The following is a 13,934-nucleotide window of genomic DNA, read 5'->3' on the forward strand; positions in this document are numbered from 1 at the left end:
TTAAAATCAATACTTTATTTTGAAAAAGTCTTTGTACAATTTTGTGAAAATACGATTAAAGAGTATTGTGTCATAAAATGGAATGAACTTCCAACAACCTTTATAATTTATACCCCAAAGTATGAAACCTTTGAGGTCTTTATTTTTCATACAACGCCTAATATCCCTATCAAAAATAGCGATTTCGATTTTTTTGTTAAGTGGTGTTGTTTCTGAAAAATCGCCAATAATTTTTCCATTCACAATTTGCTTTACACCGTCTGCAATGTCTTTTCCTGTAAATTTGGAATAAGGCATCCAAGAATTAGAACGTAAATCTGTTTCTATCAGATAGTATAAATTTCTTTCTTTATGGTAAATATACTGAATACTTCCAAAGCCACTTATTCCAAAAGACTCGCCTAGTTTTTTCAATTCTTTGGCTAAATTAGCATCTTGATAATAAGCTCTACGAGTGGTAAACGAGAATTTTCCGCCCATATAAGATATAATCGTGGCACAATTATAACTTACTAATTGCCCTTCATAAAAAAGTGCTTCAACACCAATATCTTCACCTTCAATAAATTCTTGTAACACAAGATTTGTTCTATTCAGTACTTTTTCCAAACACGATTTAAACTCATTGATGTTTGCACAATACTGAACTCCTAGCCCAGAAAAACTAAAATCTTCTTTTAATAAAATCGGGAAATCAAGGTTTTGGGCAATAAAATCTAAGCTGAGGTCTTCTGAATAATTGATAAATCTTGGTGTTGTAATGTTATACCTTGAACAAGCTTTAGACATACCAATTTTGGAAGAAAGCACTTCTCTGTTTTCAATTTTAGTAATTGGTAAAAGCTTTTCAAAAAGAAATTGGTCATCTCCAATAAAGTTATTCATCAACTTTAATGTGAATTCATCTAGGAGTAAAATCCAGTTATATTTATCTGGATTTTTTTTAACATAATCGGCTAATTCATATTTAAAACTCTCTTCTTCTTCAGAGGCTTCAATCCAATTATCATAAAATTTGTTACTCTTGAGCCAAGATTTTTCTGAACAAAAAATATCTACAATGCAACCAGCTCTTTTGAAGATAGAAGGAATTTCAGCCGTGGAATCGAAAAAATGACCAACTGAAACAAGTAGTACTTTATACATAAATAATAAATATAGTTTTGGTTAATTTAAGGTTTATTTATTGTTAAATAATAGTTGTGTAGTTTTTAAGGGTAAATAATAATATTATACTCTACACTACTAAAAATGAAAGAGGTTCAAAATCAGCCTAATTTTGTTTTGCGAACAAGAAAAAACGACTATAATGACCTCAATAGTGAAATTAGAAGAATTTTAAATGAAAACCAAATTGTAAAAAATGCCTCTCGTAAAAAATTCTTAGGTTTATATATAACGGCTTTAATTCAAAGTAGCTGAGATAAAATATGATTTTGTGGCTGTTCTACTACTGACTTTACTTCCTAAAAATAAGAAATTACGTATCTCTATTGACCGTACTGAGTGGGACTTTGGGAAGACACAAATCAATATTTTAATGATTTTAGTGGGTAATGGTGATTTCCAAATCCCATTTTATTGGGAAATGCTTGAAAATAATAGTGGAAATTCAAATAGTGGTGATAGAATTGATTTACTGGAAAAAGTTTTCAACATTATAGATAAAAAAAGAATTGGTTTAGTCGTTGCTGACAGAGACTGGGCTGGCACACCAGTTTGTTGGTCATAAATGGTTAAAATGGATGAAAGACCAAGGATTAACTTTCTGTGTTAGAGTACCCAAAAGCCATCATATTCTTCGTCTTACGGGCGAAATATTCAAAGTAGAAGACCTTGCCAAATCATTCTCAAACGGCACGTATCTAATTGATTGTATGGTAGATAATATTTGGGGAAACGTTTATATTAAGCAATTACCTGATGGTGATATTCTATTTTTATTTGGTAATTGTCAGCCAAAATTCTTAGCTCAACTCTATCAGAAGAGGTGGGGTATTGAAGTTTGCTTTCAAAATCTAAAAACCAGAGGATGAAAATTGCGGATGATTTGATAGTTTTAATTACCATTACCATCGTAAAATCTAACACTTTGAATATTAATTGTTTCGCCTTCTAGTAATGGATAAACCCACTATTGTAGAACCCGGTGGTGTATTTGGATTTGTTGTTGGGCTTGAAACAATCGCTTTGGCTACTCCGTTAACTGGATTTCCAAAAATGTTAACTTTTTGAGGAATATTATTTCCGTATTTATGAATAATAATTGCATCAGCTACAGTAGGTTTCATTAAATTCAAATCAACAAATGAATTAAATAATGAGCCATCAAATAAGCCCAGATATGTTTTTGTTGTATCATTTAAAGTATAAATTGAGACTGGCTTATCAGTAAAAATACCCGTATGGTCAAAAAATGAAAGTTTGGAAATAGTACTTCTATGTTCAAATGTTAATCTAACGTCCACCCATCTATCATTATCGCCTCAAGCACTTCCAACTAGCGTATCTAAATTATCGGTAAGCCAAGGAGAATAGTTTTGTCCAGTACTTTCACTTGGATTAATCAAGATGATTTTAACTCTATTAATGTTTTGTGCTAATCCAGAACAGATAGTACAGATTAATACCAAATAAAGTAATAGAGTTTTTTCATTTTGATATAATTTTATAAAGCGTAAAAATATAAATTTTTCTATGTTGCTTCAAATACTGTATTTGTCATTTTATCACTTTTATTGTACTTGAGAATTAATATTTATTTGTTTGGCAAATTGTTGATTTATTCAAAACTATTTAATTTTGAATAAATCAGTTAGCTAGAACTACTAGCTGAAAAGCATACGTTAACTTAAACCAAACCCTCCTTCAACAAATCATGGATATGTACAAAACCTAAAGGTTTGTTGTTTTCTACAACAACTAATTGAGTAATACTTTTTTGTTGCATTAATTGCAAAGCTTCTACAGCAAAAGCGTCTGGATGTATTGATTTGGGCGAAGCCGTCATAATGTCTTTAGCGGTTAGTCCCGTCAAATTATCATGAACGTTTAACATTCTTCGTACGTCACCATCAGTAATTATACCTATTATTTGGTTATTCTGATTAACCACAGCTGTTGCTCCTAATCGTTTTGAGCTAATTTCTAAAAAGGCATCTTTAATACTTGCGTCTTCAAAAACTAACGGTAATTCGTGATTTGGATAAATATCTGATACCTTTAAGTACAATTTTTTCCCCAAGGCACCACCTGGATGATACTTGGCAAAGTCTTGACTATTAAATCCTCGGCACTCTAATAAACATACAGCAAGAGCATCTCCCAATGCCAAAGCGACTGTGGTACTCGTGGTTGGAGCAAGGTTTAAAATGTCTGCTTCTTTTTCGGCTAGTGCATGTAAAATAAAATCCGCATTTTTACCTAGATAAGAATTTGTATTTGAAACCATTGCGATTAATTTTACACCAGTACGCTTAATAAGAGGTACTAAAATCTTAATTTCGGGCGTGTCGCCTGATTTAGAAATGCACATTACGGTGTCGTCTGCTTGAATCATTCCCAAGTCGCCATGTATAGCATCGGCTGCGTGCATGAACAAAGCAGGAGTTCCAGTTGAATTAAGAGTGGCCACAATTTTCTGTGCGATAATTGCTGATTTACCAATGCCTGTTATCACAAAGCGCCCTTTGGCGTTAAGTAGGTGATTTACACATGATTCAAAGGAAGAATCAATTGTTGATACGATTTTCAGGATTGCATTTGCTTCTTCCTGTAAAACTTTTTTTGCAGTTGATTGGATATTTTTTACTAATTTCAATGTTAGAAACAGTTTTTCAAGACTGATTTTGTGTTAAATTTATTACAAAGATAAAGGATTATTAACCACCATATTAATCAAAAAACCTTTTATAAGTTTCAAAAACAATGAGTGTCACACAAGAAACCACCGACTTTTTAAAAGAGAAACTCAAAGAGACTTTTGGATTTTCCCAGTTCCGTGGTGAACAAGAAGATATTATAAAAAACACTCTCTCTGGCGAGAATACTTTTGTAATCATGCCAACGGGTGCAGGGAAATCATTATGTTATCAAATGCCTGCCATTGCAATGGAAGGCACAGCTATTGTGATTTCACCTTTGATTGCCCTGATGAAAAATCAGGTTGATCAAATGAACGCATTTGGAATCAATGCTCAATTCTTGAATTCATCATTGAACCGTGCTGAAATGACGAAAGTTAAAAATGCGGTTATCAGCGGAGATGTAAAGTTACTTTATATTGCTCCAGAATCTTTAACTAAAGAAGATAACTTAGCCTTTTTAAAACAAGCGAAAATCTCTTTTGTTGCTATCGACGAAGCGCATTGTATCTCTGAATGGGGGCATGACTTCCGTCCAGAATATCGTCGTATCCGTTCAATCGTTGAGAGTATCAACGTTAAATTACCCATCATTGCCCTTACAGCAACGGCTACTCCAAAAGTTCAACAGGACATCCAGAAGAACTTAAATATGGACGATGCTCGTTTGTTTAAGTCTTCTTTTAATCGTAAAAATCTTTATTACGAAATCCGTGCGAAGCGTGATGATGTTGATAAACAGATTATCAAGTACATCAAGAAGAATCATGGAAAGTCTGGAATTATCTATTGTTTAAGTCGCAAGAAAGTAGAAGAAATCGCCAATTTATTAAACGTGAATGGCGTTAGAGCTTTGCCTTATCACGCTGGTTTAGATGGTGATATTCGTATGGCTAATCAAGAGGCTTTCTTGAACGAAGAAACTGACGTAATGGTAGCTACTATCGCTTTCGGAATGGGAATCGATAAGCCAGATGTTCGTTTTGTGATTCACTACGATGCACCAAAGTCATTAGAAGGCTATTACCAAGAAACTGGTAGAGCTGGTCGTGATGGGCTGGATGGTACTTGTATCATGTTTTATGCGAAAGAAGATATCAATAAGTTAGATAAATTCAATAAGGATAAAACCATTACTGAACGTGACACTGCTCGTATGCTTTTGCACGAAATGGTGCATTATGCCAACTTGGGTACTTGTCGCCGTCGTCAATTATTAAATTATTTTGGCGAACATGTTGATAAAGACTGTGGTTTCTGTGATAACTGTAACAAACCAACACCAAAGTATAAAGTAGAAGAAGCCGTAGTGTTGGCTTTGAAAACGGTTGAATTAACAGGCGAACGTTTTGATGCACAACACATTGCCGATATTTTGATGGGTTATAAAAGCCAATATGTTGGTAGTTATGAACATAACAAAATTGAAACTTTCGGAAAAGCGAAATCATTATTCAAACTGAATGCAGATGAGGATGAAGACGATGAAGACGATGATGACGACGAAGTAGAATTTTCGGATGAAGAAGATGAGGATGGAAATCCGATTCCAAAACAAAAGAAAGCAAAACCTGCTGTGAAATCTAAGAGTAGAAAAAATGCAGAACCTGAACCGATTGAACAATGCGTTTCGATGGTGCGTCAGATAGCAGTTTTAGGTTTCTTAGAAAAAGACGTAGAGAATTATGGCGTATTGAAAGTTTCTGAAAAAGGGAAAGAGTACTTGAAAGACCCTTATCCATTAACGCTTTCAAAAGACCACGATTACGAAAACGAAAAAATCGAAGAAGATGAAGAAAAAGAAGCAGCTTCTGGCAGCGGTTCTTATGATGTAGCCTTGTTCGAATTGTTGAAAAACCTTCGTAAAAAGCTTGCTAAAGAGAAAAACCTGCCTCCTTATGTAATCTTCCAAGATCCATCTTTGGAAGAAATGGCAACTACTTATCCAACAACCAAAGATGAGATGGCTCAAATCAACGGTGTTGGTATGGGTAAAGTAGTAAAATTTGGTCGTCAGTTTATTGATTTAATCAAGAAGTACGTTGAAGATAACGAGATTGAAACAGCTACCGAAGTAGTGGTAAAATCGGCTGTGAATAAATCAAAAATTAAAATTCATATCATCCAACAAGTAGATAGAAAAGTAGATTTAGATATTATTGCAGATCAGAAAGAACTTTCGATGGCAGAATTGATTGAGGAAATCGAACATATCTGTTATTCTGGTACGAAACTGAATCTTGATTATTATATCAACCAAGTAGTTGAACCTGATAAACAAGAGGAAATTTTCGAATACTTCATGGAAGCTGAATCTGATAATATCGCAGTAGCCTTGGACGAATGTAATATTGATGATATTACAGAAGAAGAATTAAGATTAATGAGAATTAAGTTTTTAAGTGAAGTAGGCAACTAATGAAAGGCAATTAATCCTTGAAAATTAATAAAATTGCTTAATGAAGTATATCAATGATTCTCTGAGTCATTGATATGCTAGAAAATAACAATCAATGAATACACTAATTTTAGGCTCTGGCGGACGTGAACACGCTTTTGCTTGGAGAATAACCCAGAGTACACTTTGTGATAAATTGTTTGTAGCGCCAGGTAATGCTGGTACTGCTCAGATTGCTACAAACCTACCTATTTCATATAATGATTTTGAGAAAATTGCGGAAGCCGTTTTGGCAAATGATATTGATTTAGTGATAGTTGGGCCTGAAGAGCCTTTAGTAAAAGGAGTAAGAGATTATTTTCAATCGAGAGAAGAATTGAAACACGTTTTAATGGTTGGTCCAGATGCACATGGAGCAATGTTGGAAGGGTCAAAGGATTTCTCGAAAAACTTTATGGCGAAGTACGGTGTGCCAACGGCTAAATCTGAAACGTTCACCAAAGATACGCTTGAAGATGGTTTAAGATATTTAGAAGATCAGAAGTTACCGATCGTTTTAAAAGCAGATGGACTAGCCGCTGGAAAAGGAGTAATTATTGCACTTTCATTAGACGAAGCCAAAGAATCTTTAACAGAAATGTTAGTCGATGCCAAATTTGGCGATGCTAGTAGTAAAGTAGTTATTGAAGAGTTTTTAACAGGAATCGAGCTTTCAGTTTTTGTATTGACCGATGGCGATTCTTACAAAATTTTACCTGAAGCCAAAGATTACAAACGCATTGGCGAAGGTGATACTGGTTTAAATACTGGTGGCATGGGTGCTGTTTCGCCTGTTCCATTTGCTACTGAAAAATTCATGGAAGCAGTAGAAAACCAAGTAATCAAACCAACAATGGCTGGTTTGAAAGCCGAAGGAATAAAATACAATGGTTTTATCTTTATTGGTTTAATGAACCACGAAGGCGAACCTTATGTAATTGAATATAATGCTCGTATGGGCGACCCTGAAACAGAAGTAGTTTTACCAAGAATCGAGTCTGATTTTTTAGCCTTGATGATTGCTACGGCAAAAAATAAACTTCATGAAGCCGATTTCACTGTGAGTAAACAACATGCTGTAACAACAGTTGTTGTAGCTGGCGGTTATCCAGGCGACTATAGAAAAGGTGATGTAATTGTAGGCTATGATTCAGTAAAAGATGCTACAATTTTTCATGCAGGAACTAAGCCAGAAAATGGTTTGGTACTTACGAATGGTGGTAGAGTAATGGCATTAACTGGAATGTCGAATACTTTAGAAAAAGCCATTCAAAAATCTCAAAAAGCTGCCCAAGACGTGCTTTTTGATGGAAAATATTATCGAAAAGATATTGGGTTAGATGTGTTGAGGTATTAATTTACTTAGTTAATAAACACATAAAGTAGAATGATTTTTTCATTCTCTCCTTAAATTATGGGATGTAAATCTTGCTCCTCAGGAAGCTGTGGAACTAAAAATAAAAGCGATGGTGCTGTAGGAGGTTGTCAAAACAACGGTGCTTGCGGTACTGGAGGTTGCAATAAAATGAACGTATTCGACTGGCTGTCGAATATGGATATTCCTACTTTTAGTAAATTCAATGTTGTAGAAGTAAAATTTAAAGGTGGTAGAAAAGAATATTTTCGTAATACAAACCAAATTGAACTCTACGCTGGCGATCCTGTAATTGTTGATGTTCCGAGTGGGCATCATCTTGGCTTTGTATCTTTACAAGGCGAGTTGGTTCGTTTACAGATGTTGAAAAAAGGGCTGAAAGATAATGAAGAAATAAAAGTTATCTACAGAAAAGCCAATGAAAAAGACCTTGAAAAACATGACCAAGCCGTTGCTCGTGATTATCCGACAATGTACCGTACTCGTGAAATCATCAAGGACTTAAAGCTGAACATGAAGCTTTCGGATGTTGAGTTTCAATCGGATAATACGAAAGCCATTTTTTATTACTCTTCCGACGACCGTGTGGATTTCAGAGAGTTAATTAAAATGCTGGCTGGAGAATTTAAAGTGAGGGTTGAAATGAAACAAATTTCTCTTCGCCAAGAGGCTGCCAGAGTAGGTGGAATCGGTGTGTGCGGAAGAGAATTATGTTGCTCTACTTGGTTGACAGACTTCAAAAATGTTACAACTTCGGCAGCTCGTTATCAAAATCTTTCCTTAAATCCTGTAAAACTTTCTGGTCAATGTGGGCGATTGAAATGTTGCTTAAACTATGAATTAGAAACTTATATGGATGCTTTGAAGGATATTCCAACGATTGAAAAATCGCTTCAAACCATTAAAGGAGAAGCTTTTTTACAGAAAACGGATATTTTCAAAAGAGTCATGTGGTTTGGCTACAGAGGCGAAGAAAGTAACTGGATTCCTGTAACGGTTGATAGAGTAAAGGAAATTATGACCTTGAATGAAAAGGGAATAAAACCACAGACCATTGATGGTGCTGAGTCTGCCAAAATTGAAATGGAAATCGAAAAAGGCTCTGGCCCATTGAATGCCGATTTGGATAAAATGGACAGAAAGTACGGCGGAAACGGGGGTAAGAAAAGCTTCGATAAGAGAAAAGGAGATCGTCCAGACTTCAAATCAGAGAAAAGAGATACGGCTCGCCCTGAACGTGAACGCAGAGATTTCAAACAAGAAAAAAGAGGAGAAGTAAAACCTGAACAACGTCCTGCAAAAGTTGAAGATAAAGTACAGGTTCAAAAAACTGCTGTTCAGCCAAAGCAACAAGGTCAGAGACCGCAAGAGCAAAAGCCAGCGAACCCTAAGAACAACCAAAGACCGCATCATCAGAAAGGTCCGAAACCACAGCAACAGCCGACTCAACCAGCTAATGTAGCGGATGCTCAGGAAAAACCAGCAGCTCAAGTGCAACAGCCAAAAGCGAACAATAATCAGGGAAATAGAAAGCCCAATCATCAAAAGCAAAATCGTCCGCCACAAAATCGGAACAATAACCGTAACAATGACGATAACAAAGCAGTCTAGCGATATGTGGAGTAAAAGATATTTAGTTAATAAAGTCATTGCAGAATCGTTCAGCAAGTCTAAAAACTTGCTGAATGTTCAAATAATGGCTTTGTTAACTATTTGTTTGTTCACGCTTTCATCTTGTGATACCAACACAATTTTAAAAGATAATTACGACATTCCAGATGCCAAGTGGTTTATCAAGGATGCACCTACTTTTACTTTTGAAGTAAAAGATGCAGCATCGACTTACAATGTGTTTTATACCATTCGTAACAATCGTTCGTATCCATATTATAATTTGTACTTAACACATTATTTAAGTACAGATGCAGGAAAAGTAATTCATCAGAAATTGGATGAAGTAATTTTATTCGACCAAGCTTCTGGGCGACCTTTAGGCGAAGGACTCGGTGATATTTATGACCATAAAGTACTTGTCTTTAAAGATTTTAGATTTCCTAAAAATGGGAAATATAAAATTCAGATTCGCCAGTACATGCGACAAGACCCACTTTTAGATATAGTAAGTGCAGGCTTTTCGATTGAAAAAGTGATTCATTAATTTTAAAATCGATAAGTAATCGTAAAGAGAAACTTAGCCATGCAAAAATTTCTTCCTTTATTTCCGCTCAATTTGGTGGTTTATCCGATGGAAGCACTCAATCTTCACATTTTCGAACCACGCTATCGTGAATTAATCAATGAATGTTTAGATAACGGAAATACTTTCGGGATTCCTACTTTTATGGATGGAAAATTACCCGGATTTGGTACAGAAGTTAAAATTACAGCTTTGTCCAAACGCTTTGATGATGGACGAATGGACATTAAGACCGAAGGTGTTAGAACATTCAGAATCATTGATTTTCAGAATCCTGTTCATCAAAAAATGTATGCAGGTGGCGTCTTAGAAATGTTGCCAGAAGCAGAAATTCGTCCAACTGTCATGATTGGTTTGGTAGAAAGAGTAAAAGTTTTATATCGCCTTTTAGAAGAAGAAAATACTTTTGATATTAATAAAGCTCAACCTTATTCATATCAAATTGCCCATAAAATTGGTTTGACCTTAGAAGAAGAATATCAGTTGCTAAAAATGCCAACTGAAGCCGAACGACAAGGCTTTTTAATTCAACATTTAGAAAGAGTAATTTCTGTTTTGCAAGAAGTAGAAAAAACAAAAGAAAGAATCAGAATGAATGGACATTTCAAGAATTTGGATCCATTGAATTTCTAAGAGACTAAATTCTATAATCTATTCACGATTAATTTTTAAAAGTTACAAAAAATGAAGATTGCTGTTTGGCATAATTTACATAGTGGTGGAGGTAGTAGAGCCTTACAGTATCACATTTTGGGTTTAATAGAGCGTGGACATCAAGTAGAAGTTTGGGCAGTAAATCCAGATGCAAACGGTTTTATGAAATTGCCAGCGAGTGTAAAACTCCATGCTGTTCCAGCGGTTCATTCTAAAGCTAATCCTAGTTTTAAAGGAAAAATCTCCTTACTTTTTTTCGAGAAAGAAGCCAATATGTTGGCGATGGAAACGCATTGTCAACAATGTGCTGAGGAAATTCACGCAGGTAATTTTGATGTATTATTCGCTAATAGTTGTTCGTTCTACGCTGTTCCTTTTATTGGAAGATTTGTGAAAATTCCAAAGGTTTTGTACTTGGGCGAACCCATGCGTTTTTTGTATGAAGCCATGCCAAAACAGGTTTGGGAAGCGCCAGATAGACCACAAAGTAAATTGAGCCTTGAGTATTGGACGCACACTTTTGCTAGTGCTTGGCGTTTGAACAGGTTTCGTACTTTTGTGCGTGAAGAATGGAAAAACTATCAAGCTTTTGATAAAGTATTAGTCAATTCATATTTTTCTGCTGAGAGTTGCCAAAGAGTATATGCTTTGCCTTCTGAGGTTTGTTATTTGGGGGTTGATACTGCATTGTTTCATCCTTCAACTGAAAAGATAAATCAGGAGCAATATGTGGTGGGTTTGGGAAGTTTTATGTCGCATAAAAATCCAGAATTTGCGATTAGAGCTTTAGGATTAATCAAACAAAATCGCCCGAAATTACTTTGGATTGGCAATATGGCTACCGAAGAATATTGGAACGAAATGTCTAAGCTTGCTGATTCGCTGAATGTGGAAATTGAATTAAAGAAAATGGTTTCTGATGAAGAATTGATACAATTGCTCAGTAATGCGGTTTGTATGGTTTATACTTCAAAATTAGAGCCTTTTGGTTTTGCTCCACTTGAAGCCAACGCCTGCGGAACACCTGTTGTAGCTGTTGCCGAAGGAGGTGTTCGTGAAACGGTTATTCATGGGAAAAATGGATTTTTGACTAAAAATAAAGCAAGCGAATTGGCTTTTTACGTTGAAAAACTGCTTGCTGATAAAGTACTCAGACAAGAAATGTCGGATTTTGCTTTACAAAATGTTAGAGAAAATTGGTCTTTACAGGCTGGTTCAGAAAGACTTATTACGGCATTAACCGAAGTATTGAAGTAATGATTTCAGAAGAAATCATCATCATCAAACATATTATATGTTTTTAGAAAGGCACGCATATTTTCTTTCATCCTCAACATATTAATATCATTTTCAATAGATTTGATGTTATTTTTAATGCGAGTCATTTCACGTTTAATACGTGTTTTTGTCGTATCGTTATCAAGACCAAAACGTTGAAATAAATTACCACTTGGTCCATTTGCTTTATTGTATAATTCCCAATGTTCACGTTCCAACTCAATGAGTTGTTCTTTCAAGAGTTTATTATAATACTTCAATTGTTCGTCAGCCATTTTCCAAGCGTTGATGTCGATACTCTGTAAAGAAATCTTCAAACGTAACAATTCAAACAAATCATTTTTCTCGTAAGCTTGAGTGATTTGCTTCATGATTTCCGTCTTGCGTTCTCGTTCTGCTTCGTCAGGTTCACGGTCTGGATGATATGCTTTTACCAAATCTGTATAAATACTTCTGGCGGCTTTATTGATATTTTGTGCTTCTTCTTTAAGTTTTTCTTCTTTCTCTAACTGTTTTGCAGTTTTCTTTTTCTCTTTTTGGGATGCTTGTTCAAAAGCCTCTTTTTCTTCTAGTTTTTTTTCAAATATATCATGTAAAAAGTCTGGGTCATTTACCTTTTCTTCCTCTTCGTCCAATTCAATATCAAACATATCCTTCATCATTTGCTTCATGAGGTCTATGCTTTCTGTCTCAGTTTCTTCGGCGATTTCATCATAAGTCTGACCAGCGTATTTATCAAACATTACTTTTAGTTCGTCTTTTCCAGCTTGCTCGATTAACTCTTCTGATTTGCTTAGAATAAAATGAGCAATTTTCTCTTTCTCTTTCTTCTTGAAAAATTTATCGTCATAATGCTTATCGAAGAGATAAACCATTTCTACAATTTTGTCAATATGTTTGTATTCTAGCGGAACAATGTCTGTTTGAATACGACTGACGATAAGCTCCAATTGCTGGGCATCTTTGACTAATTTTTCTTTTAGTTCATTGATTTTTTTGACATGACTATTGAATTGTTTTTGAAGTTTAGATAAATTTTTATCAGTTTGAACAGTAAGGATTAAAGTATTTTGATTTGACATAAGAGTACTTTTTAGCGTAATACCTGATTTTTCGACAAAGTATTTTTAGCAAAAGTATTCAATTTGCTTGAAAGCTAATGTGATAACGAGCAAAATATTATCGAATTAGTTTAACTTTGTCGATATAAATTAAAATGATATGGAAAACGATACTAAGCTGAAATTAGATGTAAAACATTCTAGGATTCAAGCCATTATTGAAGGAAAATGCCCGCAGTGTAGAGAAGGAAAAATGTTTATGTATCCGTTTTGGCAAATCACTAAATTTGATAAAATGCACGACAATTGCCCAGTATGTAATTTACGTTTTGAAGTAGAACCTGGTTTTTGGTATGGAGCAATGTTTATCAGTTATGCCATAAATGTGGCTTTTTTGGCATTTTTAGGCGTTGCTATTTTCTTTGTGTTTAATGACCCGCCGATACTTTATTACATCATTCCGATAACAGTACTTTCTTTGGCGGCTGTACCTTTTAATTTTAGGGCTTCTCGTTCAATATTCATCCATTTATTTGGTTTTGTAAAGTATAAACCAAGAGAGTAGTACAAAAATGATAGCAATCAGAAAAGCAGATATTACCAAAGACTATGATGGCATTTGGGAAATCTTTCATCAAGTAATTGCTTCTGGAGATACTTATGTCATTGCACCTGATACGCCTAAATCAGCTTTAACCAAACACTGGTTTGCCGATTATATGTTTACTTATGTGGCGGTTGAAGATGGTGTAATTTGTGGCACTTATATTATTAAGCCGAATCAAATAGATTTAGGCTCGCATATTGCCAATGGTTCTTATATGGTTCATCCAGCTTTTCAAGGAAAAGGAATTGGGAGAATTTTGGGAGAACATTCTTTGCAGGAAGCTAAGGATTTAGGTTTTAAAGCGATGCAATTTAACATTGTGGTTAGTACCAATACTCATGCCGTAAAATTGTGGCAAAAGATAGGCTTTCAGATTATGTGTACTCTTCCAAAAGCGTTCAATCATCAGCAATTAGGTTTGGTTGATGCTTATGTAATGTACCAATCTTTAGAATAATTTTG

General features: G+C 34.8%; 16 protein-coding genes. 11 read left to right on the forward strand and 5 right to left on the reverse strand.

What is annotated here, in order from left to right; all coding sequences use genetic code 11:
• Window positions 1-6: 6 nt before the first annotated feature.
• On the reverse strand, window positions 7-1,146 hold the full coding sequence (locus HNP25_RS18715; RefSeq protein ID WP_184136742.1) for an ATP-grasp domain-containing protein: 1,140 nt from the start codon (window positions 1,144-1,146) through the stop codon (window positions 7-9).
• A gap of 105 nt (window positions 1,147-1,251) precedes the next feature.
• Between HNP25_RS18715 and HNP25_RS18720 the strand changes: the two genes are divergently transcribed.
• From HNP25_RS18720 to HNP25_RS18730, 3 genes are read left to right on the forward strand one after another with little or no spacing between them, the layout of a single operon-like run.
• Window positions 1,252-1,422: a hypothetical protein gene (locus HNP25_RS18720; RefSeq protein ID WP_184136744.1), complete on the forward strand. Its 171-nt coding sequence runs from the start codon at window positions 1,252-1,254 to the stop codon at window positions 1,420-1,422.
• 16 nt (window positions 1,423-1,438) lie between these two features.
• Entirely contained in the window at window positions 1,439-1,732 is a 294-nt protein-coding gene (locus HNP25_RS18725; RefSeq protein WP_184136746.1) for a hypothetical protein, read from the forward strand.
• A gap of 13 nt (window positions 1,733-1,745) precedes the next feature.
• Entirely contained in the window at window positions 1,746-2,036 is a 291-nt protein-coding gene (locus HNP25_RS18730) for a hypothetical protein (RefSeq protein ID WP_184136747.1), read from the forward strand.
• Between the two features lie 63 nt (window positions 2,037-2,099).
• Here HNP25_RS18730 and HNP25_RS18735 read toward each other — a convergent pair whose 3' ends face one another.
• The 3 genes from HNP25_RS18735 to HNP25_RS18745 form a co-directional block, all read right to left on the reverse strand.
• Window positions 2,100-2,468, reverse strand: a complete 369-nt coding sequence (locus HNP25_RS18735) for a hypothetical protein (protein WP_184136749.1) — start codon at window positions 2,466-2,468, stop codon at window positions 2,100-2,102.
• 18 nt (window positions 2,469-2,486) lie between these two features.
• Window positions 2,487-2,633 carry a hypothetical protein gene (locus HNP25_RS18740; protein WP_184136751.1) on the reverse strand — a complete coding sequence of 49 codons (147 nt, stop codon included), beginning with the start codon at window positions 2,631-2,633 and terminating at the stop codon, window positions 2,487-2,489.
• 218 nt (window positions 2,634-2,851) lie between these two features.
• The gene (locus tag HNP25_RS18745) at window positions 2,852-3,820 is read right to left on the reverse strand and encodes a KpsF/GutQ family sugar-phosphate isomerase (protein ID WP_184136752.1); all 969 of its coding nucleotides are present in this window, start codon (window positions 3,818-3,820) and stop codon (window positions 2,852-2,854) included.
• Between the two features lie 107 nt (window positions 3,821-3,927).
• On the opposite strand from HNP25_RS18745, the gene HNP25_RS18750 reads away from it, so the two are divergent.
• From HNP25_RS18750 to HNP25_RS18775, 6 genes are all read left to right on the forward strand, one after another.
• Window positions 3,928-6,282 (forward strand): RecQ family ATP-dependent DNA helicase, encoded by a 2,355-nt coding sequence (locus HNP25_RS18750; protein WP_184136754.1) that lies wholly within the window; start codon window positions 3,928-3,930, stop codon window positions 6,280-6,282.
• A gap of 94 nt (window positions 6,283-6,376) precedes the next feature.
• Window positions 6,377-7,657 carry a phosphoribosylamine--glycine ligase gene (gene purD / locus HNP25_RS18755; RefSeq protein ID WP_184136757.1) on the forward strand — a complete coding sequence of 427 codons (1,281 nt, stop codon included), beginning with the start codon at window positions 6,377-6,379 and terminating at the stop codon, window positions 7,655-7,657.
• Between the two features lie 57 nt (window positions 7,658-7,714).
• Complete coding sequence (locus HNP25_RS18760; RefSeq protein ID WP_184136759.1) at window positions 7,715-9,286, forward strand: regulatory iron-sulfur-containing complex subunit RicT; 1,572 nt, start codon at window positions 7,715-7,717, stop codon at window positions 9,284-9,286.
• 70 nt (window positions 9,287-9,356) lie between these two features.
• Window positions 9,357-9,833 (forward strand): gliding motility lipoprotein GldH, encoded by a 477-nt coding sequence (locus tag HNP25_RS18765; protein WP_476375298.1) that lies wholly within the window; start codon window positions 9,357-9,359, stop codon window positions 9,831-9,833.
• Window positions 9,834-9,872: 39 nt separating this feature from the next.
• Entirely contained in the window at window positions 9,873-10,505 is a 633-nt protein-coding gene (locus tag HNP25_RS18770; RefSeq protein ID WP_184136761.1) for an LON peptidase substrate-binding domain-containing protein, read from the forward strand.
• Between the two features lie 51 nt (window positions 10,506-10,556).
• Entirely contained in the window at window positions 10,557-11,783 is a 1,227-nt protein-coding gene (locus HNP25_RS18775) for a glycosyltransferase family 4 protein (protein ID WP_184136763.1), read from the forward strand.
• Between the two features lie 5 nt (window positions 11,784-11,788).
• On the opposite strand, the gene HNP25_RS18780 is transcribed toward HNP25_RS18775, so the two are convergent.
• Window positions 11,789-12,886 carry a J domain-containing protein gene (locus HNP25_RS18780; protein WP_184136766.1) on the reverse strand — a complete coding sequence of 366 codons (1,098 nt, stop codon included), beginning with the start codon at window positions 12,884-12,886 and terminating at the stop codon, window positions 11,789-11,791.
• 139 nt (window positions 12,887-13,025) lie between these two features.
• On the opposite strand from HNP25_RS18780, the gene HNP25_RS18785 reads away from it, so the two are divergent.
• Window positions 13,026-13,430, forward strand: a complete 405-nt coding sequence (locus HNP25_RS18785) for a DUF983 domain-containing protein (protein WP_184136768.1) — start codon at window positions 13,026-13,028, stop codon at window positions 13,428-13,430.
• A 7-nt stretch (window positions 13,431-13,437) separates the two neighbouring features.
• Window positions 13,438-13,929 (forward strand): GNAT family N-acetyltransferase, encoded by a 492-nt coding sequence (locus HNP25_RS18790; protein WP_184136770.1) that lies wholly within the window; start codon window positions 13,438-13,440, stop codon window positions 13,927-13,929.
• Window positions 13,930-13,934 lie beyond the last annotated feature (5 nt).

Source organism: Arcicella rosea, from assembly GCF_014204325.1.
GTDB classification, from domain to species: Bacteria; Bacteroidota; Bacteroidia; order Cytophagales; family Spirosomataceae; genus Arcicella; species Arcicella rosea_A.